We start from the raw sequence: 25,405 nt of genomic DNA, 5'->3' as shown, positions 1-25,405 counted from the left end.
AATCGATCCTGCGTTTTGCCAAAGCCGGCATGAGGGCAGGACCCAAAGCCGGTGTTGGGGCGGCGTTGACGTCGGCACCGCGTTCCATGAGCAGTTTTGCCGCCGCAAAATGCCCGCCCCTAACCGCAAGATAGAGTGGTGTCGCGCCCCCGTCGCTCTCATCGACGCCGGCACCAGCGTCGAGCGCTGCCGTGATCCCGGCGACATCGCCCTTCATGGCGGCGTCGTGGATGGAGGCGGCATGCGATACAATCGGAATGTGTAGAAGCACCAACAGAATGAAAGGCAAGAACCCGCGCATTAGCATCTCCCAAGGCAAGCCTGAGGACCCGGCACGATTTCAAGAAGGGCGAGGTTAGTACGAATGCTCGATAGCGGCAACGCACGTGTGATCGAGTTCGCCGCCGCCGTGGCGGGCGGCGGCAGCGCATGCAGTCGCCTGCATGCAAGGCGGTCCTAAACATCAGCCGACCAGCCGTGGCTCATCTCCCAAGGAGAAGTCGTTTCTCAGCGCCGGGAATCCCGCAGATTTGCCGGTAACTGCTAAAGCGCCACCACGATGGCAATGATGAGCGGCTAAGCGGTCCATCGATGCCGGTGGATTGGGATGTACATTACAAATGGCGCGCCCGAAGAGATTCGAACTCCTGACCCCCAGATTCGTAGTCTGGTGCTCTATCCAGCTGAGCTACGGGCGCGCAACAGGCCATGCTTTGCATAGCCCCGCGATCCGATCCTGGCGACCGGCCGCGAATGTGAGCTGTTCCCTAGCGACTGAATTTGCGAAAAGCAAGCCGATCCTGGCCAAAAGTTTTGCCGTCACGTTTTGCCGTCATGCGCCGGCCGGCGAAGGTAAGATCGCGTCACGCGGCGGCCGAGCCGATAGGTCGTCGTCTTGGATCGGTCATTTGCCAATCGGAACGGTCCGTAACGAAACAAGCCGTTGCACGGCGGCCGAGCCGAGGACTCTTAGTCCCGGACCAACCATTTGCGAATTGAAACGGTCCGTAACGAAACGGTTCGTTACGCCGGGCGGCGCAGGCCGTTGCGGGCTTGGTCGAGCCGGACCGGCTGGTCGGGAATGGTGACGGCGAATGTGGTGCGGCCGCCGATGCTTTCGACCAGCTCCACCGTGCCGCCATGGGCGCGGATCAATTCATGGGCGATCGCCAGGCCAAGGCCGGTGCCGCCGCTGCGGGCCGAGCCGCGAAACGCCGCGAACAGGTTTTCGCGCGCCTTCGGCGGCAGGCCGGGGCCGGTGTCGGTGACGACGATGCGGCTGACGCTGCCGATGCGCTCGGCCGATATGGTCAGGCGGCGCACTACGGCGCTCTCGGTGTCCGCCGCCATCGCCTGCACGGCGTTGCGGCTAAGATTGGTGAGCACGCGGAACAGCTGATCGGAATCGGCGTCGACCTCGAGCACCGGATCGACGGCGTTGACGAATTCGATGCCGCATTCGATGTCGAGCAGGCCCTGGACGTCCTCGACCAACTGGCGCAGCCGCAGCCTGCGACGCGACGGCGGCGGCTCCTGGGTGCGGCCATAGGACAGCACGCCTTCCGAATAGGACACGGCGCGATCGAGCGCGCGCAGCAGTTTTGGCGCGAAGGCCTGAACAGTCGGGTCCTTTACCTGGCGCAGGCGGTCCGACATCAGCTGCGCCGAGGCAAGGATGTTGCGCATGTCGTGGTTGATCTTCGACACGGCCAGGCCGAGATCGGCCAGGTGCTTCTGCTCGGTCAGCATCTTTTGCAGCCGCTCCTGCATCTGCGACAGCTCGCGTTCGGCGACGCCGATCTCGTCGGCCCGGGCGGCGGGGTGAATGATGCGACCGGGATCGTCGGGCGCCTCGGAAAAGGACAGCATCGAGCGCGTCATCGTCCTGATCGGGCCGATCATGATCAGGTCTATCGCGGCGTAGACCAGCATGGCGGTGAACAGCGAAATCAGCAGCGAGACGAAGGCGACGTTGCGCGAATAGATCAGCATGGCATTGCGCAGGCGGTGGTCGGGCATGATCAGCTCGAACTCCTTGTCGCTGTCGCCGACCGGCCCGAAAACGCGCAGCATCCTCTTGCCGCCGAAAAACAGCGTGTCCAGCGCGCCGGTCATGCCCTTGATCATGCCGACATTGGCGATATCGATATGCTCGTCCACCTGCGGCGGCATTTCGGCCACGACCAGCAGCCGCGAGACGCCGCCGTCGCGCACCGCGATCGCCTTGGCGCCGATCGCCATCAGCACGTCGTTCTGGGCGGCACGCGACAGCGAGGCAGGTTCGCCCTGCACCAGGACGATGGAAACAGCAGCGGCAGTACTCAGCCTCTCCTTCAGCCAACTCAGCCGGTAACTGGCGATCCAGGGCACGAAGATGAGGATTTCAGCCAAGAGCACGAAGACGATGGTGAGCAGCAGCAACTTGGTCGACAGGCCGCGCGCCAAGGGCACCCTGCGGGTGGCGGCCTTCGCCTCGGCGATGCTTTCGTCGGTTGCTGGGACTTCACTCATGCTCGTCGTCACGGCTGCCTGTCATCACGGCTGCTTGTCTTAAGGACTGCTTGTCTTCACGATCGCTTGATCGGGTGAGATTAGGCGATTGCGGCTTTTTTGCCAAATTCATCCTTGATCGAAGCCGGACAAAGGGCCGCAAGGACTTCCCTGCCAGTCCGACAACGCCGGCCCGACAGGCTGGATTGACTTCCAAAACCCTTCTTTCTATAAGCCCGCTCACGCTCGGGCCATTCGTCCCGGCGCGGTTTCGATCGCGCCAAAACCGGCCCGGCAAAGCTCCTGTTACAAAGTGACAGAATCAAGAAGGGCCGCACCCCGCGGTATTTAAACAAATGAAGCGTACTTACCAGCCGTCCAAACTCGTCCGCAAACGCAGGCACGGTTTCCGCGCCCGCATGGCAACCAAAGGTGGCCGCGGCGTCGTCGCAGCCCGCCGCAACCGCGGCCGCAAGCGTCTCAGCGCCTGAGCACCAAGCGAGAGACAAGATCGTTGCCCGCAACCGGCAAGCCAACGGGTGCCCATCCCAAGCGGCTTCTGAAGCGCGCGGAATTCCTGGCCGTCCGCCGTGGCGAAAAGCGCCGCGGGCGGCTTGTCCTCGTCGAGGTTCTGGATCGCAGCGACGGCGAGGCGCCGCGCGTCGGTTATACGGTCACCAAGAAGGTCGGCAATGCCGTCGTTCGCAACCGCATCCGGCGGCGGCTGAGAGAGGCCGTGCGCACGCATGCCGCGGATGACATGGCGCCCGGCAATGATTATGTCATCGTCGGGCGCGAAGACGTGCTTACCACTCCGTTTGGCCAGTTGAAGGCCGAACTCTCCCGCAGATTGCGTGGAACACGATAGGCCAAGGGCTTCGATGGAAAACAACCGCAACTTCTTTATCACCATCGCACTGTCGGTGCTGATCCTGGCGCTTTGGCAATATTTCTATGTGATGCCGCGCAGCGAGATGCAGCGTGAGGCCGCCCGCATCGAAGAACAGCGCGTGGCGGAGCAGAAGAAGGCCGCCCAAGGCACCAGTCCGGGCGCCAGCGAAACACCGGTGCAGCCGGGCGCCATTCCGAACGCGCCTGGCGGCGACGCGGTGACGCCGGCCGGCCGCGAGCAGGTGATTGCCTCGACCAAGCGCGTCAAGATCGACACGCCGAGCCTCGAAGGCTCGATCAACCTCACCGGCGCGCGCCTCGATGATCTCCGGCTCAAGCATTACAGGGAGACGGTCGACAAGACCTCGCCCGAGATTGCGCTGCTCAATCCTGAGTCGCTGCCCAACGGTTATTTCGCCGAGATCGGCTTTGTTGGGGACGACAAGGCGGGAACACTGCCGGGACCGAAGACCGTTTGGAACGTCGACGGCAATCCGACGCTGACGCCGGACACACCAGTGACGCTCGCCTTCAGTAACGACAAGGGCCTGACCTTCAAGCGCACATTCTCGGTCGACAGGGACTATATGTTCACGGTTTCCGATACGGTGCAGAATTCGGGTGCCGCCGCCGTCTCATTGTTCAACTATGGCCGCGTCACCCGTTTCGACAAGCCGGCCGTTGCCAGCATCTATGTGCTGTTCGAAGGCCTGATCGGCTTCACCGGCGAGGAAGGCCTGCAGGAACACAAATACGCGTCCATCGAAAAGGACAGGGAATTCAAGCCAGGCAAGTCGACCGACGGCTGGCTGGGCATCACCGACAAATATTGGGCGGTGACGCTGGCGCCGACAGAGAAGCAGCCGTTCCAGCCGCGCTATGCCTATTTCGAGGATGGCCGGCACCGCTATCAGTCCGACTTCCTGACCGACCACATCAATGTCGACGCCGGCCAATCGGCGACGGTTGAGACCGAGGTCTTCGCCGGCGCCAAGGAGGTCGGCAAGATCAATGCCTATGCCGAGGATCGCCACATCAAGCGGTTCGACCTGTTGATCGACTGGGGCTGGTTCCATTTCATCACCAAGCCGATGTTCTGGCTGATCGACACGCTCTACAAATTCTTCGGCAATTTCGGCCTGGCGATCCTCGCCACCACCGTCATCGTCAAGGCCCTCTTCTTCCCGCTCGCCAACAAGTCCTACGCGTCGATGGCGAACATGAAGAAGGTGCAGCCCAAGATGCTCGAAATCCGCGAGAAATACGCGGACGACAAGATGAAGCAGCAGCAGGCGATGATGGAGCTCTACAAGACCGAGAAGATCAACCCGATCGCCGGCTGCTGGCCGGTGGCGCTGCAGATCCCGGTCTTCTTCGCGCTCTACAAGGTGCTCTACATCACCATCGAGATGCGACACGCACCGTTCTTCGGCTGGATCCAGGATCTGGCGGCGCCGGACCCGACATCGATTTTCAACCTGTTCGGGCTGATCCCGATCACCTTGCCGCACATGCTGATGATCGGCGTCTGGCCGCTGATCATGGGCGTGACGATGTTCCTGCAGATGCGCATGAACCCGACGCCGCCGGACCCGACGCAGGCGGCGATCTTCACCTGGATGCCCGTGATCTTCACCTTCATGATGGCGGGTTTTCCGGCCGGTCTCGTTATCTACTGGGCCTGGAACAACACGCTCTCGATCCTGCAGCAGGGCGTGATCATGAAGCGGCAGGGCGCCAAGATCGAATTGTGGGACAATCTGGTCGCGCTGTTCCGCAAGAAACCGTCGCCGGCGGAATAGCCGGCGCTCCGATAATGCGAAACCAGAAAGCCCCGGTTCGTCCGGGGCTTTTTGCACAAGCTGCCGGCCTGGATTAAGCGATTGGTACTGCGGGACGGATCGCGCTATTTTGACCTGCCTGGCAGGTGCTCGACGGAGCTCGATATGACCGGACCCAATCCATCGATCAAGCATCCGATCCCGTTGCACACACGCGTCGGCTTTCTGAAACCGCTGGTGACGGCGCCTAATATCGAGATCGGCGACTTCACCTATTATGACGACCCTGACGGACCTGACAAATTCGCCGAAAAATGCGTGCTGCATCATTATCCGTTCATCGGCGACAGGCTGGTCATCGGCAAGTTCTGCGCCCTCGCCGAGGGCGCGCGTTTCATCATGAACGGCGCCAATCACGCCATGTCCGGCTTTTCGACCTATCCGTTCAATATCTTTGGCCACGGCTGGGAAGAAGGCTTCGACCCGGCGACATGGTCGAAGGAGGTGCGTGGCGACACAATCGTCGGCAACGACGTCTGGATCGGCATGGAAGCGGTGATGCTGCCGGGCGTCAAGATCGGCGACGGCGCCATTGTGGCGGCAAAGTCGGTGGTGACGCACGATGTGCCGGCCTATGCGATCGTCGCCGGCAATCCGGCCAAGGTGGTGAAGATGCGCTTCGACGACAGGACCATCCGGCGGCTGCTGGCGCTGGCGTGGTGGCACTGGCCGGTGGAAAAGATCAGCCGCAATCTCGATGCCATTCGTGGCAGCAACATTTTTCTTCTGGAGGCAGCGGTTTGAACGCGTTGAACAAGACCACGATCGGCATCGAATTGTTCACGCGAGCCTGGATCTTCATCCGCGGCGTGCCGGCGATGAAATTCCTGCCGCCGGAGGGTCCACCCGAGATCGCCTTTGCCGGCCGCTCCAATGTCGGCAAATCGTCGCTGATCAACGCGCTGGTCAACCAGAAGGGGCTGGCGCGCACCTCCAACACGCCGGGCCGGACGCAAGAGCTCAACTATTTCGTGCCGGGCGGATTTTCGGGAGAAGGCGCCGATCTGCCGCCGATGGCATTGGTCGATATGCCGGGCTATGGCTACGCCACGGCGCCGAAGGAAAAGGTCGACGAGTGGACGAAGCTCGTGTTCGACTACCTGAAGGGCCGGGTGACGCTGAAGCGCGTCTACGTGCTGATCGACGCCCGCCATGGCATCAAGGCCAAGGACGACGAGGTGCTGTCGCTGCTCGACAAGGCGGCGGTGTCGTATCAGATCGTACTGACCAAGACCGACAAGATCGAGGCGGCGGGGGTACCACGGCTGATCGAGGAAACGCTGCAGAAGATCAAGAAACGCCCGGCGGCCTTTCCCTTCGTGCTCGCCACGTCGTCGGAAAAGAGCGAAGGCCTCGAAGAATTGCGTGCGGCGATCGTGCTCGCCGCGAACGGCGGATAGGCAACGGAATCCGACGGCTGGTCAGGCGGGGCTGGAGGTCCGTTCCTGCTCTGCAAGCTGTTCGGTGCCGTAGGCCTTCAGGAACACATCGACGCCCGACCTGACGATATGTTCGATCTCGGCCGCACTTGGCGCTTTGGTGCGATAGGCGAATATGCACTGGCGGAAAAGACCGGCCAGGCACAGCTCGGTGAACTGATAGGCGGCAAGCTCGACATCGTCGATCTTCAGCAGGCCGCGTTCGATAGCCATGTTGAGGAAAACGACAACCCTGTCATGGCCGCGCTTCGGGCCGCGTTCGTAAAATCGCGCGCCAAGCTCCGGAATGCGTTCCGACGCGCCGATCACCGTCCGCTGCGCTAGGATGACCCTCGCCGAGGTGATCTTCATGGACAGCACGATGCCGAACTTCACCAGCGTCTGGCGAAGGTCGCCGATCTGGTCCAGCACTTCGTACATGTTCTTGAAGATCGTGCCGCGTTCTTCCTCGATCAGCGCTTCGAACAGCTCTTCCTTGTTGGCGAAGTAGACATAGATGGTGCCCTTGGACACGCCGGCCTCGCGGGTGATGTCGTTCATCGACGCGGCTTCGAAGCCCTTGTCGATGAAGACACGGCGCGCACCGTCGATGATCTGGCTGCGCTTGACTGGGTCTTGCCCCGCGGCCGGGCGGCCGCGCGGCAGACTGTCCAGCAGATCGCACTGGTCCTTGCCAGCGCCGGGCAATGGGCCTGACTCAGGCAAAGGAGCGGCCTTGGGGGCTTCGGCCATAATGTCACACCTCGTAAAATAATTCGAACCATCCGGTTCGATTGCTCTTGATATGGGCCTCTTTAAGCGCTAAGTCAATGTCGAGATCGAACCGAACGGTTCAGTCTGACAAAATTCAGCGCCAGTTAATTTAGAGAGATATCATGTCCTCGAACGCGCCCACCAGTGCCCAAGTCCGCCCTTTCCCCAGTGCCAAGGTCCAGCCTGCGATCGAAGCGCCGGAAGCCCCTGTCAAACCCGCCGACGTCACCCCGCTGGCTCCCGCCAAAAAGAAGCGCTCGATGCGCTCGATGTTGTTGCCCATCATCGGCCTGGCCCTGCTGGGCGCCGGCGCCTGGTATGGCTATGATTACTGGACCGACGGGCGCTTTATGATCACGACCGACGACGCCTATGTCCAGGCCGACACCGCGTTCATCTCGCCAAAAATCTCGGGTTATGTCGATCAGGTCAAAGTGACCGAGAACCAGCAGGTGAAGGCCGGCGACCCGCTGCTGATCGTCGATGACGGTGACTACAAGATAGCCGTTGCCCAGGCCGAGGCGCAGATCGCCACGTTGAGCAAGACGCTCGACCGCATCGATGCCCAGACCGAGGCGGCGCGCGCCTCGCTCAAGCAGGCGCAGGCGCAGAAGACCGCCGACCAGGCCGCGGCCGATAATGCCAAGCGAGCTCAGGTTCGTGCCGCCCAGTTGCTCAAGACCCGCGTCGGTACCCAGGCCCAGTTGGACGATGCCCAGACGGCGGTCGAGCAAGCCAATGCCGCACTAGCCGGCGCCGACGCGCAGATCGCGGCGGCTCAGGCGAATATCGGCGTGCTCCAGGCGCAGCGGGCGGAATCGGCAAGTACGCTGGGCTCGCTGCAGCTTGCCCACGACAAGGCGGTGCGGGATCTGTCCTTCACCGTGCTGCGCGCACCCTATGACGGCGTGGTCGGCAACCGCTCGGTCGAGCAGGGCGACCTGATCAGCCCCGGACAGAAGCTCGCCGTCATCGTGCCAATGGACAAGCTCTACATCGTCGCCAACTTCAAGGAGACCCAGCTTGCCCGGCTGGTGCCTGGTGAAAAGGTCAGAGTGTCGGTCGACGCGATCGACGGTCAGGACATCGAGGGTACCGTGTCGTCGCTGGCCCCGGCTTCGGGAGCAGTGTTCTCGCTGCTGCCGCCGGAAAACGCCACAGGCAATTTCACCAAGGTGGTGCAGCGCGTTCCGGTTCGCATCGACGTGCCCGCGGATGTGCTGAAGACGGGCAAGCTGCGCGCCGGCCTGAGCGTCGTCGTCGCCGTCGACAGCCGCACGGCGCCTTCGGCATCGAAGTAAAGCGGAACCGGGAGCAAAGGTCATGGCGACCGCAACCCTAACTGCAGGATCGGCGCCGACGCCAGCCATGCCGGCGCCGGTTGACCACATCTCGACACGCCGCGTCATCGCCTTCCTGGCAATGGTGTTCGGCATGTTCATGGCCATCCTGGACATCCAGATCGTCTCGGCCTCGCTGGCCGAGATCCAGGCGGGCCTGAGCGCCAGTTCGGACGAGATTCCGTGGGTGCAGACGGCGTATCTGATTGCCGAGGTGGTGATGATCCCGCTGTCGGGCTTCCTCAGCCGGATGCTGTCGACGCGGGTGCTGTTCACAATCTCGGCGGCAGGTTTCACCGCGGCCAGCGCGCTGGCGGCGACCGCAACCAATATCGACCAGATGATCGTCTACCGCGCCGTGCAGGGCTTCATCGGCGGCGGCATGATCCCGAGCGTCTTTGCAGCCGCCTTCACCATCTTCCCGCCGTCGCGTCGCGCCATCGTCTCGCCGATGATCGGCCTGGTGGCGACGCTGGCGCCAACCATCGGCCCGACCGTCGGCGGCTATATCAGCCATGCCATGTCCTGGCACTGGCTGTTCCTGGTCAACGTCGTGCCCGGCATTCTGGTGACGACGGCCGCCTGGTCGCTGATCGACTTCGACAAACCCAATCTCAAGCTGTTCAGCAAGTTCGACTGGTGGGGGCTTGCCGGCATGGCCGCCTTCCTGGGCTGCATGGAATATGTGCTGGAGGAAGGTCCCAACAACGACTGGCTGCAGGATCAGGCGGTGTTCATCTGCGCCGTCATCATGACCTTCGGCGCGGTGCTGTTCTTCTGGCGCGTGTTCACCGCCGAGGAGCCGATTGTCGATCTGAGGGCTTTCAGCAATATCAATTTTGCCTTCGGCTCGCTGTTCTCCTTCGTCGTCGGCATCGGCCTCTACGGTCTGACCTATCTTTATCCGGTGTTCCTGGGGCGGATCCGCGGCTACGATTCGATGATGATCGGCGAGGCGCTGTTCGTCAGCGGCCTGGCCATGTTCTTCACTGCGCCGATCTCCGGCATCCTGTCGAACAAGATGGACCCGCGCATCATGATGATGATCGGCTTCTTCGGCTTCGCCACGGGGACCTGGTGGATGACGCATCTCACCGCCGACTGGGATTTCTATGAACTGCTGATCCCGCAGATCCTGCGCGGCTGCTCGATGATGCTTTGCATGGTGCCGATCAACAACATTGCGCTCGGAACCTTGCCGCCGGAGCGGCTGAAGAATGCGTCTGGCCTGTTCAACCTGACCCGCAATCTCGGCGGCGCCGTCGGCCTGGCAGTCATCAACACCGTGCTGATCGACCGCAATGCCTTCCATTACGCCAGGCTCTCCGAGCACGTGCAATGGGGAAGTGCCGCTGCGCAGCAGAAGCTGCAGAACATGACGCTCGACTTCGAGCAGACCGCCGGGCTCGACGCCTCCAAGGCGGCCATCTCCAAACTGTCAGGCATGGTCCAGCAGCAGGCGTCGCTGCTGTCGTTCATGGACGTATTCTTCATGCTGACGGTTTTGTTCGCGACGCTTGGGCTCTTCACCCTGGTGATCCGCAAGCCAGCCGCTCAGGGCGGCGGTGGCGGAGGCCATTGAGGCGCGCTGGATCCCCCGCCTGGCGCCCTCGCGCATGACCCCGAAAAGCGATTTCGGGGTCATGCGCAAAATCAACCATTACGAAGTCTTGGAGCGGCGGACACTCCACCGCTCCAACTTTTTGTTTGAGCATCGGATTTTCCCAAAACCGCTTCGCACTTTTGGGTCCGATGCTCTAGCGCTCTCCGACAAAGTCAGGGGCGCAGCCATCCTCAGGCCGTCGCCGGCTTGAAGGTCAAGGCGACACCGTTGATGCAATGCCGCAACCCGGTCGGCGGCGGACCGTCGTCGAAGACGTGGCCGAGATGGCCACCGCAGCGGCGACAATGGACCTCGGTGCGGGTCATGCCCAACGACCTGTCCACGGTCTTGCCGATCGCGTTGGGGATTTCCTGCCAGAAGCTCGGCCAGCCGGTGCCGGAATCGAACTTGGTCTCTGACGAATAGACCGGCAGGTCGCAGCCGGCGCAAGCGAAGATGCCTTTGCGGTGCTCGTTGAGCAGCGGACTGGTGCCCGGGTATTCCGTGCCCTCCTTGCGCAGCACATTGAAGGCCGCGTCGGACAGGATGGCGCGCCACTCGGCCTCGGTCTTGGTAACCTCGAAAGTCTCGGCCGCGCGTGCATCCTGGGCTCCGCCCATGCGCAGCGCGGTGGCGCCTGCGACAACGCCAATGGCTGCCGCACCACTCAAAAGAAGCTCGCGACGGTTCATGCCCATTCCTCCTGTTACTGCTTGTGCCAAATTCGACCGCCAGACGGAAATCAAAAGCCGGTGACGATCGCTGTCCTCAAAGCGGGACTCCGCGCCTATCCACTTGCGTGAACGGCGCGGAGTGTGCGCAGGGAGGCCCTTAGCGATATCTTCGCCGGCAGCGTGCGTTTGTTACATCTTCGGCAGGAGAACCTTGTCGACGACGTGGATGACGCCGTTGGACTGCTCGACATCGGCGATCGTCACATTAGCGACATTGCCGTTCTCGTCGGTCACGGTGACCTTGCCGCCGTCGGTCTTGAGCGACAGTTCGCAACCACCGACCGTCTTGACCTTGTGGGTGCCACCGTCATCCTTGACCATCTTGGCGACGTCGGCGGCCATCGCCTTGGCGCCGATGACATGGCAAGTCAGGATCTTGACGAGCTTGTCCTTGTTTTCAGGCTTGAGCAGCGTCTCCACCGTGCCGGCTGGAAGTGCCGCAAAGGCCTCGTTGGTCGGCGCGAACACGGTGAAGGGGCCAGCGCTTTGCAGCGTATCGACCAGGCCGCCTGCCTTGACGGCAGCGACCAGCGTCGTGTGGTCCTTCGAGTTGACAGCATTTTCGACGATGTTTTTCTGGGCATACATGGCGGCGCCGCCGACCATCGGATTTTGGGCATAGGCAATGGTGGCGATCGCAGAAATCGCAACCTTGCCGGCAAGCAAAAGGGTGGCGAATTTAGGCATGATTTCAATCTCCTTGGGTTATCGTTCCCCTCGTTCGGGAACGCAAGAAGATACGCAACAGAAATGCCGGAGTTTCGTCCTCACGTAAGAAATATTGTGTCGCTTCAATTTTCCATGTGCTAATCGGTCACCGCCGACAAGCTTTGCATGATTTTTGTTCGTGAGAGATAGATTTCAGGTCTTCTTCCGAAGCAAGAATCGGTCAGATGCTCTTCAGATCGCCCGCTGCGACCACCGGTCCAGTCGGCTGGCCGGTCGGCGAACCGCCGGCAGGCTCGACGCTGACCGCAAGCACGGCGCCTTGCGCCAATTTCTCCCGGACGGCGGGCGGGATGGCCAGATGCGCGGTCGCACCGGCCGGGATGACGCCCATCGACACCGGCGCGTTCTTGCCTTCGATCATCCACAGCTCGAAGTCCTTGCCGGCGGTCCGCTCGCCGGAGACGTGGGAAAGGCCGACATCGTGACGGACGGCGTCGTAGACGACGAGATATTTGACATCGCTGCCTTCGGCTGCCAACGAGGCGACAAGCCGGGTTTGCGGCTCGACGACCGGTGGATTGACGTAAGGCAAGGCAATATAGATTGCCAGCGCCGCAATGGCGGCGGCGGCAAGACCGCGCCAGAAGCCAAGGCTCGACCAGAGGCCGGCGCGCGGCTCTGCAGCGAACAGCCGGCGGTCCAATGCTTCCTTGACCCTGATCGGAGGCTCTGTCTCCGGATAGGCGGCGGCCATCGGCGAAAGATGCGCCTCCCAGGCATCCACAAGGCGCGCGAAGGCGGCGTCCGCATCGATGCGGCGCGACGCGATCTCGCGTTCATCGGCGGCCAGAACGCCAAGAACGTATTCGGCGGCGAACAGGTCGTCGCCCCCACGTTCCGGTCCATTGTCGTCAGCCAGCGTCATCTTTCCAGGCATTCTCTCAGTTTCAACAGGCTGCGCCGCAGCCAGGTCCGCATCGTGTTCAGCGGTACGCCATAGCGCTCCGCCAGCTCCGCATAGCTTTTGCCATCCAGATAGGCGCCCCGGACGGCCGCCGCCCGGTCCTTCTCCAATTCCTCGAGACAATGGTAGATGCGTCCGGACTCACCGCCCGCCACGGCCATGGCCTCCGGCCCCGGCGCCGGATCGGCCACGTCGAGCGCGGCATCGATATAGGCGGCAGGCTCTCGCCGCGCCCTGATCCGATCGATCGCATGATTGCGCGCAATGGCCACCAGCCAGGAGATCGGGCTCAGATCCGAAACGGCGAAACGGTCCGCCTTCGTCCATATCTTGACGAAGACCTCTTGAAGCGCCTCTTCTGCATCTCCCCGATCCTTCAATACACGAAGGCAGACGCCGAAAAGTTTCGCGCTGGTCTGCCGGTACAGCAGATCGAACGCAGCCCGGTCCTTCATCGAGGTCCGGACAATCAGGTTGCTGATGTCCTGCGGCGTCATCGGCCGCCAAATTAGGCGATTGCAATGTATTTGCAACGACTGAAATGGTCTTGCGCACTGGCAGCGCCAGCGTCGATTGCCAAGGAAATCGCCGCCCGCTAGCTTGCCATGAGCGGGAGGGCGACCATGTCGATCGAGCGGGTTCTGTGGGAGCATGACGCAACCGGCCAGGCCGCACTCGTGCACAAGGGAGAGATCACACCGCAAGATCTCGTCGATGCGGCGATCGCCCGGGCCGAGGCCACCCAGCCGGAGATCAACGCCATCGCCGAACCGCTTTTTGAGGCGGCGCGGGCGCGAGCGAAAACCGTCGACCACAAGCTGCCGCTTGCCGGAGTGCCCTTTGCGCTGAAGGACCTCGGCATTGCCATGAAGGGCGTGCCGACGCATGGCGGCAGCCGCATCCCAGCCTACACCCCCGATTTTAACTCGGTCATGACGGAACGCTATCTGGCCGCCGGCCTGGTCCCGATCGCCACCAGCACCGCACCCGAACACGGGCTGAGGCTGGTGACCGAGTCGGTGGCTTACGGCGTCACCCGCAATCCATGGGACACCGCTCACACGACCGGCGGTTCCTCGGGCGGCGCGGCTGCGCTGGTCGCGGCCGGCGTCGTGCCGGTGGCGCACGCCTCGGATGGCGGCGGCTCGATCAGGGTGCCTGCGGCCTGTACCGGGCTGGTCGGGTTGAAAACCTCGCGCGGCCGCGTGCCCTTGACGCCGCTCGTCACTGAAAGCTGGTACGGCTTTGTCGTCGACCATGCGTTGGCCCGCTCGGTGCGCGATACGGCCCTGCTGCTCGACCTGACCCACGGGCCCGAACCGCTGTCGCCCTACGCGGCACCCTCGCCGAACGGCAGTTTCACTGCGGCCGCCGGGCGCGATCCGGGCAAGCTCAAGCTCGCCTTCTACCGAAAATCGCCGCTCGGCCTGCCGATTTCGGAAGAAACCTTGAAAGCTCTGGATGCGGCGATTGGGCTGGCGCGCGAAGGCGGGCACAGCGTCGAGGAGATCGACCTGCCCTATATCGACCGCGATTTCATCGCCGATTTCGCCAGAACCGTCGCCGCGGCGGTGGCCGGCACGATGCGTGGCGAGGCCTTGCGCGTCGGCCGCTCCATCTCAGGCGATATCGAACGCGCCACGCGCGTGATGAGCCGGTTCGGTGAAATCCTCTCGGCCGGCGAAATCTATGCCGGCCTGCAGCGGCTGCACGCAACCTCGCGCCGCCTTATCACCGAAACCGCGCACTATGATGCAGTGCTGATGCCTGTCATCGCGCACCCGCCGCTCGCCTGCGGCACCATGGACCCGAAAGGCGCCGACGAATTCATCGAGAATGTCCTGGACAGACTGCGCCTCGCCGGCCTGCTGAAGTTCAAGCCGCTATTCGGCCAGCTGATGGACAAGAGCCTTTGGTTCACCCACTGGCCGGCGATCCAGAACGTCAGCGGGCAACCGTCGATCACGCTTCCGGTTTACGTGACCGATGCCGGCCTGCCGCTAGGCGTCCAGGCCGCCGGCCGCCCCGGTGACGAGGAGACGCTTTTGTCGTTCGCCGCGCAGATGGAAAAGATCTCGGGATGGCTGGGCCGGCGGGCGCCGCTGCAGGTGCCGGCATAGGCGGTGATTTGATCGATCGTGACAGCAAAGCCGTTTGCCCCCTCGTCCAATTCCCGCTAAGACGCCGCCGTTCATGCCAAGCTGGGAACCACGCCGATGACGGATGTCGCCGCCACCGCCGAAATGCAGGCCGCGCTGCTTTCAAGGGCGCTGCCCTATATGCAGCGCTACGAGAACAAGACGGTCGTGGTGAAATATGGCGGCCACGCGATGGGCGACATCGCGCTCGGCAAAGCCTTCGCCCGCGACATCGCACTGCTCAAGCAATCCGGCGTCAACCCGATCGTCGTGCATGGCGGTGGGCCGCAGATCGGCGCCATGCTCAGCAAGATGGGCATCGAATCCAAATTCGAGGGCGGCTTGCGTGTCACCGACCAGAAGACCGTCGAGATTGTCGAGATGGTGCTGGCCGGGTCGATCAACAAGGAAATCGTCGCGCTGATCAATGCCGAGGGCGAGTGGGCGATCGGCCTGTGCGGCAAGGACGGCAACATGGTGTTTGCCGAAAAGGCGCGCAAGACCATGATCGATCCTGATTCCAACATCGAGCGGGTGCTCGACCTGGGCTTCGTCGGTGAACCGGTCGAGGTCGACCGCACATTGCTCGACCTCCTGGCGCGGTCCGAAATGATCCCGGTGCTGGCGCCGGTGGCGCCCGGCCGCGACGGCCATACCTACAACATCAACGCCGACACTTTTGCCGGCGCCATCGCCGGCGCCTGCCAGGCGACGCGCCTGCTGTTTCTCACCGACGTGCCCGGCGTGCTCGACAAGGATAAGAAGCTGATCGACGAGTTGACCGTGGCCGAGGCCAAGGCCCTGATCAAGGACGGAACGGTCTCGGGCGGCATGATCCCCAAGGTTGAAACCTGCATCGAGGCAATCGAGCGCGGCGTCGCTGGCGTCGTCATCCTCAACGGCAAGACGCCGCATGCGGTGCTGCTCGAGCTGTTCACCGAACACGGCGCCGGCACGCTGATCGTGCCGTGAGTGGCCTCAGTCTGTTCAACGCCGCGACAGACCGGAAGACCATCCGATCACCATCGCAGCGCTTGTCAAGACAGGCGGGCGGGCGAACGGTCGACTAGGTAGTCTCCGCCTTCGTCGCTCGCCGCCAATCGATCATCCGGGCTGAGGAAGGCGCGCGATGACCTTTATCTCAAAATCGAAGCCCGCCAGCCAATTCACCCCCACCGCGGTCCAGTTCGGGTAGGGCGGTTCACCGATCGCCCTAAGTCGAACGGCGTCAATCGCCTCCCACTGTTTGGCCGGGTCGGTGTGGAACGTGGTCACGTCAACAATGTCGTCAAACGTGCAACCGGCGGCCTTCAGCACCGCCGCGAGATTGTCGAAGGCAAGCTGGACCTGCTTTTCGAAGGCTGGCTCCGGCGATCCGTCCTCGCGGCTGCCGACTTGGCCCGAGACGAACAGAAAGCCGCCTGAGCGGATCGCCGCCGAATAGCGATTGACTTCGTAGAGGGCCTGCCGACCGGCAGGGAAGATCGCATCGCGTTTGGTCATTGTTTCACTCCAATCAGACAAGGCAGGCCGGTCCCGACCATCGCGATGTGGCTTCTCCGAGAAGGTGAGAGCCGCCCGCAAGACTTCGGGGTTTTGGATCGCTGCGTTCCATTTTCCGGGGCGGTCGCTGATATCCGTCCCGTATCCCGAAGTGGGTACATACATTCCGTATGTCAATATACATACGTTGCGTATGCTTGTTAAAAGATTGCCCGAGCCGGTCAGGCGCGCGACGAAATCGTGGTCGCAGGCGGTGTCAGCCTGCGCGCCGGGTGCGCGACCACCATCGATTCCTCTTCCTCGTCCTGCGGCGCGCCCCAGAATTCGGCGAGCGTCGGGCCATTCTTCAGGCGGCGGTCGCGAACCAGAAAGCCCCAGACTTCGCGGAACCAGACGCGGCGGCCCATTTTGGTGTACCAGCGCATCGAATGCCGTTGCTCCGGATCCTTGTGGAACAGGATGCGCGCCAAGGCCTTGGGCCGCGACTGCACGGCCAGTTCGATCAGCTTGACGGCGAAGAACAACATCCACGGCTTGAGGCGGGTCATCTGCAGCACCTGGTGCTTGTAGTCCCACAGGCGGGCGTCCAGCTGGATCACCTTGCGATCCCTGGCAATCCTGAAGAACGGCGTCCAGCGGTGCGGCGTCACATAGAGCGCCTGGATCTGGTCGGGGTCATAAGCGATCAGCTGGCGGAAGCCGCGCCAGAGGTCGCGGAAACTTTCGTCCTCGAAACCGGCCACCCAGGTCGCCATCGACAAGATGCCGTTGAGGCGCAGCAGCCGTATCGCCTCGCGGTCGGATGAGGTGCTGCCGCCCTTGCGGATCAACTGGAGCGTCTGCTCGTCGGTATTTTCCATGCCAAGCAGCCAGCGGATGACGCCGGCCTTGCGATAGAGATGCAGGCTGCCGGCGTCGCGGACGATGTCGTCGGCGCGGGTGGAGCCGACGATCAGCACCGGCACATTCTCGGCGATCATCGCATCGAGAAAGGCGCGCCAGGCTTTTTTGGACGAGGTCGGGTTCTCGTCGGCAAGGTTGATCAGCTCGACGCGGTGCTCGCGGTATAGCCAGGCAATCTCCCGCGCGAACTTCACGGGGTCGCGGTGCCGCCAGCGCGTCCAGAACCCCCGCTGGCCGCAATAGTTGCACAGATGCGGACAGCCTCGCGAGAACTGCATGACCACCGCACGCTTGCCTCCCCAATAGCTATAGCGAGTGATATCGATCAGTTCCCAGCCGATGCGGTAGTCGTCGAGATTGGCGATCGTCCTTGCCGGGTTGGTGGCAAAAGGCCGGCGCAAATCGTCGCGAAAGGCGATGCCCGCCACATCCGACAGCGGCTTGCGTTTTTCAAGCGCTTCGACCAGCGCGACGATGGTCGCCTCCCCCTCGCCACGAACGATGAAGTCGAAGGCCTCCGTTTCGGCCAGTATGTCGCGCCAGTGATAGGTCGGAAACACGCCGCCATAAATCAGGATTGTCGCCGGATCGATGTGTTTGACCATGCCGGCGATCAGTAGGGCTGTCGGATGCGCAGAGGTCGAGCCGGAATGGCCGATCAGAATACAGTCGGGATGATCGCTCAAGGCGTCCCGGACCAGTGTGGCAAGCGGCATCGGCCCGAATTCGGCGTCCACAAGTCGCACTTGATGTCCCGCGTCGATCAGCGGACCGCCCAGTGCCAGCAAACCGAGCGGCGGCAGATGGTCGTCCGGCACACGGCTGCCGATGGCCGTATGTGGCGGGTTGATCAGGACGATTTTCATGGCGGACCTTATGCAATGGCGGTCCGCATGTCGTAGTCGGCGATCTAGCGCTGGAGATTGGCTCGCTTCAGCAGTTTGTGTGCAGCTTTTCCGCAGAAATGCCTACCGTCTGAGATGTGCAAGCGGGACATGGCCCGGCCCCTTGATGTTCTGCAGCACAAGCTGGGTGTGGACGTCGCGCACGCCTTCGAGCCGCATCAGCCGGTGCATGACGAAGGCATTGAGCTCATCGACCGACGGCACCATCACATGCAACAGGAAATCATGATCGCCGGTCATGGTCCAGCATGAGGACACCTCGTCCATCCGCTGGACGGCGGCGATGAAGCTTTCGGGCGAGCCGTCGCTGTGGCTGGTCAGGCGCACCTGGATGAACACCTCGACCATCAGCCCAACGGCGCGACGGCTGAGCACCGCGGCGAAGCCCTTGATGATGCCCGCCTGCTGAAGCGCCTCGAAGCGCCGCGCGCAAGGTGTCGTCGACAGGCCGATCTCCTGCGCCAGTTCGGATACCGGCTTGCGCCCGTCGCGCTGCAGGCTGTCGAGCATCTTGATCTCGAATTCGTCAAACTGAGGCATTTTCACTCTCCCAAAGCTCGATCGTGGAGTCTTTTACCTCCGACCCCGCATTTGAGCCACCATCAAAGCTGATTTGCCTCACGCCATCCGGCTAGAATTTCCGACGATCCGCTGATCATGATTTCCAGGGAGAGCAAGCCATGACGATGAACGTTGCCGACTACGCCCGCGAATGCGCGGCGCGAGGCCTTCGCGGCGATTATTCGGTCTGCCGTGCCGATTTCACCGTGGCGCAGGGCTACAATTATAACGACGAAGAACAGGCGGTGTGGCGCACGCTGTGCGACCGCCAGACGAAGCTGACCAGGAAGCTCGCCCACCATTCCTATCTCGATGGCGTTGCGGCGCTCGGCCTTCTCGACAAGATCCCGGATTTCGGTGAGGTCAGCGAGAAGCTGCGCAAGCTCACCGGCTGGGAGATCGTCGCCGTGCCCGGGCTCATTCCCGCCCAGCCGTTCTTCGACCACCTCGCCAACCGTCGCTTCCCGGTCACCAACTGGCTGCGAACCCAAAAGGAGCTCGACTACATTGTCGAGCCCGACATGTTCCACGATTTCTTCGGTCACGTGCCGATCCTGACGCAGCCGGTCTTTGCCGACTTCATGCAGATGTATGGCAAGAAGGCCGACAGCGTGATTGCGGTCGGCGGCGACGAGATGATCACCAGGCTTTACTGGTACACCGTCGAATACGGGCTGATACGCGAGCCGGGCCAGCCGCTGAAGGCTTTCGGCGCCGGGCTGATGTCATCCTTCACCGAGCTTCAGTTCGCGGTCGAAGGCGGCGAGGCGCACCATGTCGCCTTCGACCTGGAAACCGTAATGCGCACCGGCTACGAGATCGACAAGTTCCAGCGTGCCTATTTCGTGCTGCCGTCGTTCGACGTGCTGCGTGATGCTTTCGAGACCGCCGATCTTGCGGCGATCGTGGCGCGCCGCAAAGGCGAGCCGGCGCTCGACCCGGCGAGCCTATAGGCTGTCGGCTGTTTCCAGGGCCTCGGATTTCAGCCGGGCAAGCTGGTCGCGCTGAAGGTCGAGCGACGCGGTGACGAAGCGCAGGATCGTGGCCAGCTCGGTGTCGCTAAATGTGGCGATCACCTTTTCTCCCTCCTGCGCGATCGCACCATAATAGCGCGCCGATAGTTCTCGCGTGAGTTCCGTCGCCTCTATGACCACCTTGCGCCTGTCCTCGAGGCTGCGCGTTCGTGTCAGCAGGCCGCGCGCCTCCAGCCGGTCGATCAGCGCGGTGACTGCGGCCGGCGTCAACCCTGTTGCGGCCGCGACCTCGCCAGCCGATTGCGGGCCGCCATAGAGCAGCGCCAGGCAATGGCGTTCCGCCGTACTCAGCTCAAGCCTATCGCCTACTGCCTCGTCATAAGCCTGCGTCGCGTCTTGCCAGCCCATAATGGCAAGGCTGATGGCCGTCTTCATGTCGGCCCGATTCATGCTTGACGAGTTTATTTCCATCATCTAACTATCAATTTGCCTAACATTACGGCCATTATAGTAATATGCTGCGTCGGGCGCAAGGCACGGCCTGTCGCGGCACGCAAGGAGGGGACAAGGAACCAGAACCAGACGCGCGGCCCACTCACACCGGCCGAAGAATTCAAATACGCCAAGCTGGCGATGAAATGGTATGGCTGGGGTTCTCCCATTGGCCTTGGTATTGCACTGGTCGCGCTGGCGGCCGCTGCCCTGCTGTTCCGCATCGCCATCTTCGGATTTTGACAGCACTGGCCGCGGCGCGGTTGAATTCTGATAGGGTAGAATTTTTCCAGCACAAGGCTTAGGGCTGAGCTCACGCCGCTTCGGAAATGTCACGATCGATGATCGACAGGTTGCGGCCGCGATGCTTGGCCTCGTAGAGCCGCTGGTCGGCGGCGCGCATTAGCTCCGACACTGCGGCGTCCTCGCCGCAGGTGGTCCCGCCGATACTGACCGTCAGCGGAACGGTTCGTTCGTCGACGGGCCGGAAACGGATACGCTCTACTTCACGGCGGATGCGCTCGGCGACGCGCCTGGCTTCGTGTTCGGTGGCGCCGATCAGAAAGGCGCAGAATTCCTCACCGCCGATGCGGCCAAGGACATCGCCGCTGCGCACGCCACGCTCTATCGCACTTGCGATCAGGAGCAGCGCCTCGTCGCCGATCAGATGGCCGTAGCTGTCGTTGATGGTCTTGAAATGGTCGGCATCGACGATCAGCAATGCCCCGCGATCGGATTTACGCCGAGAGCCGTCGAGGGCGGCAAAGAAACTTTCGCGGTTGAGCATGCCGGTCATGTCGTCGCGGCTCGCCTTTTCCGCCAAGCGCCTGTGGGCGGCGGCGAGCTGGGCATGGGCGCGGGCGAGCTCGCGATGCGCGGTCTTCAACCTTTCGCCCTGCCAGACCGAATAGGCACCGGCGCCCCAGGCAAGAGCCAGCGGGCATACGGTGGACGTCAACCAGATGGTGCGATTGATCGGAAAACCCATTGCCGGCACGACGATCAGCGTCAGCAAAAGTGAGACGGCGACGGAGGCGAAAGCGATGGCGGCAGACTTTAGAAATATGCGATTCATCGCTTGCTCCCACTGGTCCGTCTTGGTGCCAGCAAGCGCTGAATGTCACCTTTCGGCGATGCTTAAGATTTTAATCACGGCGCCATTTTCACCACCCAGGGCGCGCATAGGTTGTGGATAAACCTCCTGTTAGAAAGATCGTTTCGTGCCATAAGGACGGTATGACGACGCTTCCCGACCCCGCCCGCTTTGCCCATGTCACCGACTGGGTGTTCGATCTCGACAACACGCTCTATCCGCACCATTCCAATCTGTTCTCTCAGATTGATGTGAAGATGACCGCCTATGTCGGAGAATTGCTGACGCTGCCGCGCGAGGAAGCACGCAAGCTGCAAAAGGAGCTCTACCGGGAATACGGCACGACACTGAACGGGTTGATGACGCGCCACGGCATCGACCCCGACGACTTTCTCGAGAAGGTCCACGACATCGATTATTCCTGGCTGGTGCCAGATCCCGTCCTCGGCACCGCCATACGCCAGCTTCCCGGCCGCAAATTCATCTTCACCAATGGCGATCGCCGGCATGCCGAACGCACCGCGCGGCAGCTGGGCATTCTCGAGCATTTCGACGACATTTTCGATATCGTCGCAGCCGGGCTGAACCCCAAGCCGGCGCGACAATCCTACGAGAAATTTGCCGAACTCCACGCCGTCACCGGGCAAAATGCGGTGATGTTCGAAGACCTCGCCCGCAACCTGTCGGTGCCGAAATCGCTGGGCATGACCACGGTGCTGGTGGTGCCGCGCAATTTCGAGCCGACCTTCTCGGAAATCTGGGAACGCGACCCGGCCAACGAGGACGACGTGGACTTCGTCACCGACGATCTCGCCGGCTTTCTCACGGCGATCGTCGAAGTCCCCGCTTGAGGCAGTCGGCGCGCTTCAAATTCTTGCTTGCATATCAGAGCTTATAGAAGCGGCTGACGATCCCCCAGGCCTCGTCGGCGGTGTCGACGAAATCGATGATGTCCTGGTCGCCGGGGGTGATCGTACCTTGCTCGGCGAGGAAATCGAGGTCGATCGCCCGTGCCCAGAAAGCCTTGCCGAACAGGATGACCGGCACCCGTTCCATGCGGCCGGTCTGGATCAGGGTCAGCGTCTCGAAGAACTCGTCCATCGTACCGAAGCCGCCGGGAAACACCGCAACGGCCTTGGCACGCATGACGAAATGCATCTTGCGGACCGCGAAATAGTGGAAGTTAAAGCAGAGTTCCGGCGTCACGTAGGCGTTTGGCGCCTGCTCGTGCGGCAGCACGATGTTGAGACCGATCGACGGCGCGCCTACATCGTCGGCGCCGCGATTGCCGGCCTCCATGACGCCAGGCCCGCCGCCGGTCACCACGACGAATTCGCGATAGTACGAAGTGGCCGACTGCTGCGAGCAGAGGCGGGCGAATTTGCGCGCCTCCTCATAGTATTTGCTGTTTTGCTCGAGATTCTTCTTCTGCGTCTCGTTCTTGGCCGCCCAGGCTTCACCGCCGGGCTCGGGGATGCGCGCGCCGCCGAACAGGATGACGGTCGATTGGATGCCGCGCTCGGCCAGGATCATCTCCGGTTTCAGCAGTTCGAGCTGCAGCCTGACCGCGCGCAACTCGCGCCGCGTCATGAAATCGGGGTCGTTCCAGGCCAGCCGATATGTCTCCGCGCGCGTTTGCGGCGTGTCCGGCACGCTTTTCGACCGCTCCAGATCCTCGTCCGAATGCGGTAGCGGCGTCCACCCCGCCTTTTCCATGGGAGTCATATTTGCTTTACCCGTCCAATCATTCACTTGCGCCGTCCCGTGACGCTGCCGCGATTGACCCTCCCCAAGCCTTCACATAGGGTCCGCGCGACTTTCAAACAGGTTAAGGCGCCGGCCCTTAACAGCTTGGTAATGGAGCGAATTCATGTCGAAGCCCGATCTCGCGAGTCTCGAGAAGATCATCGAGAACGCCTTCGAGGAACGCGACACCATTTCGACCGCAACCCGCGGCGAGACGCGCGAGGCCATCCAATCGGCGCTCGACCTGCTCGACCGGGGCGTCGCCCGCGTCGCCGAGCGGCAGGCCGACGGCAAATGGCACGTCAACCAGTGGCTGAAGAAAGCGGTGCTGCTGTCCTTCCGGCTCAACCCGATGGAGATCATCAAGGGTGGTCCCGGTCAGGCGGTATGGTGGGATAAGGTGCCTTCGAAGTTCGACGGCTGGAGCGCCGTCGATTTCGAGAAGGCCGGCTTCCGCGCCGTGCCGTCGTCGATCGTGCGCCGCTCTGCCTATGTCGCGCCGGGCGCCGTGCTGATGCCGTCCTTCGTCAATGTCGGCGCCTATGTCGATAGCGGCACCATGGTCGACACCTGGGCGTCGGTCGGCTCCTGTGCCCAGATCGGCAAGAATGTGCATCTGTCGGGCGGCGTCGGTATCGGCGGCGTGCTGGAGCCGATGCAGGCCGGCCCAACCATCATCGAGGACAATTGCTTCATCGGCGCCCGTTCCGAAGTGGTCGAGGGCTGCATTGTTCGCGAGGGCTCAGTGCTCGGCATGGGTGTCTTCATCGGCCAATCGACCAAGATCGTCGACCGCGCCACCGGCGAGATCTTCTACGGCGAAGTACCGGCCAATTCCGTCGTCGTCGCCGGCTCACTGCCGGGCAAGCCTTTTCCAAACAACGAGCCCGGCCCCAGCCTCTACTGCGCCGTCATCGTCAAGCGGGTCGACGCAAGAACCCGTTCCAAGACCTCGATCAACGAATTGCTGCGCGATTGATCTCCCGAGAACGGATGCACCGGGTTGACTGACAAACCTCAATTCCTATGGCTTTTCTTCAGCCTTTCTGGGCGGGTGAATCCGAGCGCTTATGTTTTGGCTGGCCTCTTGCCGGTCATCGTTCAACTCTTTCTGCTCTACCAGTTCGCGCGAACGCCGTTAGGCACTGCCGCGAGCCAGTATTGGGCGCTCGCCTTATGGATCGCTGTGTTCGTCTCGACATGGTCGACCTTTGCGCTAACGGCGAAGCGGTTCCATGATTTCGGCAAGCCTGCCTATTACGCATTGATCTCTCTCATTATCGGCTTCGTCCTGCTTTTTATCCTGGCTTTTTTCAAAAGTGACCCAGGCCCCAACCGCTACGGCAAGCGCACCAACGCACCGGCCGAACCCTGAGCGCCAATCGGACATTTCGTCATGCGCTACCGCTCGCTTGATTCGAAACTGATCCTCGAAACCGCCGAACGGCTGGAAGAGCGCGTCGCCGAGCGCTTTCCCGATGCAGGCCTGCGCGGCGTCGCCGCCGAGCTCGTGTCGCTGTCGCGCGATCTGGCAAAGGCAGCCAAGGCGCTGGAGGCGCCGATCTGGTGGCTGCGCGGCCTCATCATCGCCGCTTTCGTCGTCGGAGCGCTGATGTTCCTGTTCGTCGGCACAATCCTGCCGCTCGGCCGCATCTCGGGAAACCACGATGCCTTCCAGTCGGTGCAAGGCATCGAAGCCTCCCTCAACATGATCATCCTCGCCGTGCTGGGCTTCCTGGCCCTGATCCGCTCCGAGGAGCGGATCAAGCGCAAGCGGGTGTTCCGCCAACTCCACGGGCTGCGGTCGCTCATCCACGTCATCGACATGCACCAGCTGACCAAGGATCCGGCAGCACTTTCAGCCAGTTTCAAGCCGACTGCACATTCGCCAGCCCGCATCACCAACGCCGCCGACCTTGCCCGCTATCTCGACTATTGCTCCGAAATGTTGTCGATCACCGGCAAGATCGCCGCGCTGTTTGCCCAGTCGGTCAATGACGCCGTGGTCATCGATGGCGTCAATGACATCGAGAACCTGGCGTCGAACCTGTCGCGAAAGATCTGGCAGAAGATCACGCTGATCGAAACCCCTCATGGGCAGCCGGCACATGCGAAGAAAACCGATCCCGAGCCGGGTCCGCCGCGTCGGCCTGCAGTCCGCAGACGACCGGGGCCGGCAAGCTAAGACCCGCGAGCCGGCGGCAGATCCGCTAGAGCGGCAGAGCGGGGAGTTCCGAAACCCCGGTTTTGCGCCGGACGCTCTAAGCGAATGTTAATCACCCTGGCCCAGCATGCCGGCGAAAACTGTGTCGACCGGCACGGAGCGCTCGACTGGCAAGCGACCTATCCCTGACCACCAAGGAGCC

28 protein-coding genes and 1 tRNA gene are annotated in these 25,405 nt (G+C 62.3%); 15 read left to right on the top strand and 14 right to left on the bottom strand.

Annotated elements, in window-relative coordinates; all coding sequences use genetic code 11:
• The 3 genes from NKI01_RS12435 to NKI01_RS12425 all read right to left on the bottom strand — a co-directional run.
• On the bottom strand, window positions 1-301 hold a 301-nt coding region (locus NKI01_RS12435; RefSeq protein WP_352963296.1), incomplete at its 3' end, for an ankyrin repeat domain-containing protein.
• A gap of 320 nt (window positions 302-621) precedes the next feature.
• Window positions 622-698 (bottom strand) — tRNA-Arg (locus NKI01_RS12430).
• Between the two features lie 325 nt (window positions 699-1,023).
• Window positions 1,024-2,511 carry a sensor histidine kinase gene (locus tag NKI01_RS12425; RefSeq protein WP_023718217.1) on the bottom strand — a complete coding sequence of 496 codons (1,488 nt, stop codon included), beginning with the start codon at window positions 2,509-2,511 and terminating at the stop codon, window positions 1,024-1,026.
• Window positions 2,512-2,846: 335 nt separating this feature from the next.
• Between NKI01_RS12425 and rpmH the strand changes: the two genes are divergently transcribed.
• The 5 genes from rpmH to yihA all read left to right on the top strand — a co-directional run bounded on the left by rpmH (window position 2,847) and on the right by yihA (window position 6,622).
• On the top strand, window positions 2,847-2,981 hold the full coding sequence (gene rpmH, locus NKI01_RS12420; protein ID WP_008833937.1) for a 50S ribosomal protein L34: 135 nt from the start codon (window positions 2,847-2,849) through the stop codon (window positions 2,979-2,981).
• A gap of 23 nt (window positions 2,982-3,004) precedes the next feature.
• Entirely contained in the window at window positions 3,005-3,358 is a 354-nt protein-coding gene (gene rnpA / locus NKI01_RS12415) for a ribonuclease P protein component (RefSeq protein WP_352895289.1), read from the top strand.
• A 13-nt stretch (window positions 3,359-3,371) separates the two neighbouring features.
• Complete coding sequence (yidC, locus tag NKI01_RS12410) at window positions 3,372-5,183, top strand: membrane protein insertase YidC (RefSeq protein ID WP_352895288.1); 1,812 nt, start codon at window positions 3,372-3,374, stop codon at window positions 5,181-5,183.
• Window positions 5,184-5,327: 144 nt separating this feature from the next.
• Complete coding sequence (locus NKI01_RS12405; RefSeq protein ID WP_352591267.1) at window positions 5,328-5,966, top strand: CatB-related O-acetyltransferase; 639 nt, start codon at window positions 5,328-5,330, stop codon at window positions 5,964-5,966.
• Complete coding sequence (yihA, locus tag NKI01_RS12400; protein WP_352963293.1) at window positions 5,963-6,622, top strand: ribosome biogenesis GTP-binding protein YihA/YsxC; 660 nt, start codon at window positions 5,963-5,965, stop codon at window positions 6,620-6,622. Before NKI01_RS12405 ends, yihA begins: the two co-directional genes overlap by 4 nt.
• Window positions 6,623-6,643: 21 nt before the next feature.
• Here yihA and NKI01_RS12395 read toward each other — a convergent pair whose 3' ends face one another.
• Entirely contained in the window at window positions 6,644-7,393 is a 750-nt protein-coding gene (locus NKI01_RS12395) for a TetR/AcrR family transcriptional regulator (RefSeq protein ID WP_352484315.1), read from the bottom strand.
• A 143-nt stretch (window positions 7,394-7,536) separates the two neighbouring features.
• Between NKI01_RS12395 and NKI01_RS12390 the strand changes: the two genes are divergently transcribed.
• On the top strand, window positions 7,537-8,715 hold the full coding sequence (locus tag NKI01_RS12390) for an HlyD family secretion protein (RefSeq protein WP_352591270.1): 1,179 nt from the start codon (window positions 7,537-7,539) through the stop codon (window positions 8,713-8,715).
• Window positions 8,716-8,782: 67 nt separating this feature from the next.
• Window positions 8,783-10,336, top strand: a complete 1,554-nt coding sequence (locus tag NKI01_RS12385; protein ID WP_352963304.1) for a DHA2 family efflux MFS transporter permease subunit — start codon at window positions 8,783-8,785, stop codon at window positions 10,334-10,336.
• A gap of 212 nt (window positions 10,337-10,548) precedes the next feature.
• Here the strand turns inward: NKI01_RS12385 and msrB are convergent, their stop codons facing one another.
• From msrB to NKI01_RS12365, 4 genes are all read right to left on the bottom strand, one after another.
• A complete protein-coding gene (gene msrB / locus NKI01_RS12380; RefSeq protein WP_292655897.1) occupies window positions 10,549-11,049 on the bottom strand; it encodes a peptide-methionine (R)-S-oxide reductase MsrB in 501 nt (166 codons plus the stop codon).
• A 171-nt stretch (window positions 11,050-11,220) separates the two neighbouring features.
• Window positions 11,221-11,778, bottom strand: coding sequence for a fasciclin domain-containing protein (locus NKI01_RS12375; RefSeq protein ID WP_352515757.1), 558 nt, complete (start codon window positions 11,776-11,778; stop codon window positions 11,221-11,223).
• 202 nt (window positions 11,779-11,980) lie between these two features.
• On the bottom strand, window positions 11,981-12,685 hold the full coding sequence (locus NKI01_RS12370; protein WP_352484356.1) for an anti-sigma factor: 705 nt from the start codon (window positions 12,683-12,685) through the stop codon (window positions 11,981-11,983).
• Window positions 12,682-13,221 carry a sigma-70 family RNA polymerase sigma factor gene (locus tag NKI01_RS12365; protein ID WP_023718207.1) on the bottom strand — a complete coding sequence of 180 codons (540 nt, stop codon included), beginning with the start codon at window positions 13,219-13,221 and terminating at the stop codon, window positions 12,682-12,684. Before NKI01_RS12365 ends, NKI01_RS12370 begins: the two co-directional genes overlap by 4 nt.
• Before the next feature lie 126 nt (window positions 13,222-13,347).
• On the opposite strand from NKI01_RS12365, the gene NKI01_RS12360 reads away from it, so the two are divergent.
• Window positions 13,348-14,844, top strand: a complete 1,497-nt coding sequence (locus tag NKI01_RS12360) for an amidase (RefSeq protein WP_023718206.1) — start codon at window positions 13,348-13,350, stop codon at window positions 14,842-14,844.
• A 96-nt stretch (window positions 14,845-14,940) separates the two neighbouring features.
• Window positions 14,941-15,834, top strand: coding sequence for an acetylglutamate kinase (gene argB, locus NKI01_RS12355; protein ID WP_023677482.1), 894 nt, complete (start codon window positions 14,941-14,943; stop codon window positions 15,832-15,834).
• A 132-nt stretch (window positions 15,835-15,966) separates the two neighbouring features.
• On the opposite strand, the gene NKI01_RS12350 is transcribed toward argB, so the two are convergent.
• From NKI01_RS12350 to NKI01_RS12340, 3 genes are all read right to left on the bottom strand, one after another.
• Window positions 15,967-16,365: a RidA family protein gene (locus NKI01_RS12350; protein ID WP_352495032.1), complete on the bottom strand. Its 399-nt coding sequence runs from the start codon at window positions 16,363-16,365 to the stop codon at window positions 15,967-15,969.
• 221 nt (window positions 16,366-16,586) lie between these two features.
• Complete coding sequence (gene bchE / locus NKI01_RS12345; RefSeq protein ID WP_352495033.1) at window positions 16,587-18,134, bottom strand: magnesium-protoporphyrin IX monomethyl ester anaerobic oxidative cyclase; 1,548 nt, start codon at window positions 18,132-18,134, stop codon at window positions 16,587-16,589.
• 102 nt (window positions 18,135-18,236) lie between these two features.
• Window positions 18,237-18,713 (bottom strand): Lrp/AsnC family transcriptional regulator, encoded by a 477-nt coding sequence (locus NKI01_RS12340; protein WP_023718203.1) that lies wholly within the window; start codon window positions 18,711-18,713, stop codon window positions 18,237-18,239.
• A gap of 140 nt (window positions 18,714-18,853) precedes the next feature.
• Here NKI01_RS12340 and phhA point away from each other — a divergent pair, with 140 nt between their 5' ends.
• Window positions 18,854-19,687 (top strand): phenylalanine 4-monooxygenase, encoded by an 834-nt coding sequence (gene phhA, locus NKI01_RS12335; RefSeq protein WP_352548092.1) that lies wholly within the window; start codon window positions 18,854-18,856, stop codon window positions 19,685-19,687.
• Here phhA and NKI01_RS12330 read toward each other — a convergent pair.
• The gene (locus tag NKI01_RS12330) at window positions 19,682-20,182 is read right to left on the bottom strand and encodes a MarR family winged helix-turn-helix transcriptional regulator (protein WP_352548091.1); all 501 of its coding nucleotides are present in this window, start codon (window positions 20,180-20,182) and stop codon (window positions 19,682-19,684) included. The genes phhA and NKI01_RS12330 overlap by 6 nt on opposite strands.
• A gap of 12 nt (window positions 20,183-20,194) precedes the next feature.
• Between NKI01_RS12330 and NKI01_RS12325 the strand changes: the two genes are divergently transcribed.
• On the top strand, window positions 20,195-20,443 hold the full coding sequence (locus NKI01_RS12325; protein WP_352548089.1) for a hypothetical protein: 249 nt from the start codon (window positions 20,195-20,197) through the stop codon (window positions 20,441-20,443).
• 70 nt (window positions 20,444-20,513) lie between these two features.
• On the opposite strand, the gene NKI01_RS12320 is transcribed toward NKI01_RS12325, so the two are convergent.
• Window positions 20,514-21,275, bottom strand: coding sequence for a GGDEF domain-containing protein (locus tag NKI01_RS12320; protein WP_352716554.1), 762 nt, complete (start codon window positions 21,273-21,275; stop codon window positions 20,514-20,516).
• 161 nt (window positions 21,276-21,436) lie between these two features.
• Here NKI01_RS12320 and NKI01_RS12315 point away from each other — a divergent pair, with 161 nt between their 5' ends.
• A complete protein-coding gene (locus tag NKI01_RS12315) occupies window positions 21,437-22,144 on the top strand; it encodes a pyrimidine 5'-nucleotidase (protein WP_023677476.1) in 708 nt (235 codons plus the stop codon).
• Between the two features lie 34 nt (window positions 22,145-22,178).
• Here the strand turns inward: NKI01_RS12315 and NKI01_RS12310 are convergent, their stop codons facing one another.
• Window positions 22,179-23,018, bottom strand: coding sequence for an LOG family protein (locus NKI01_RS12310; protein ID WP_023718198.1), 840 nt, complete (start codon window positions 23,016-23,018; stop codon window positions 22,179-22,181).
• 145 nt (window positions 23,019-23,163) lie between these two features.
• On the opposite strand from NKI01_RS12310, the gene dapD reads away from it, so the two are divergent.
• Genes dapD through NKI01_RS12295 form a run of 3 tightly spaced genes read left to right on the top strand, consistent with a single transcriptional unit; the run spans window position 23,164 to window position 25,224 of the window.
• Window positions 23,164-24,018 (top strand): 2,3,4,5-tetrahydropyridine-2,6-dicarboxylate N-succinyltransferase, encoded by an 855-nt coding sequence (gene dapD, locus NKI01_RS12305; RefSeq protein WP_352484324.1) that lies wholly within the window; start codon window positions 23,164-23,166, stop codon window positions 24,016-24,018.
• A 24-nt stretch (window positions 24,019-24,042) separates the two neighbouring features.
• Window positions 24,043-24,414, top strand: coding sequence for a DUF805 domain-containing protein (locus NKI01_RS12300; protein ID WP_031193743.1), 372 nt, complete (start codon window positions 24,043-24,045; stop codon window positions 24,412-24,414).
• 21 nt (window positions 24,415-24,435) lie between these two features.
• Window positions 24,436-25,224 carry a hypothetical protein gene (locus tag NKI01_RS12295; RefSeq protein ID WP_352484325.1) on the top strand — a complete coding sequence of 263 codons (789 nt, stop codon included), beginning with the start codon at window positions 24,436-24,438 and terminating at the stop codon, window positions 25,222-25,224.
• Window positions 25,225-25,405: the final 181 nt, after the last annotated feature.

Origin of the sequence: Mesorhizobium sp. M0815 (assembly GCF_040319995.1) — a bacterium.
Classification (GTDB): Bacteria; Pseudomonadota; Alphaproteobacteria; order Rhizobiales; family Rhizobiaceae; genus Mesorhizobium.
The sequence above is the reverse complement of the archived record's forward strand: the minus strand, read 5'-3'. Positions and strand labels throughout refer to the sequence as shown.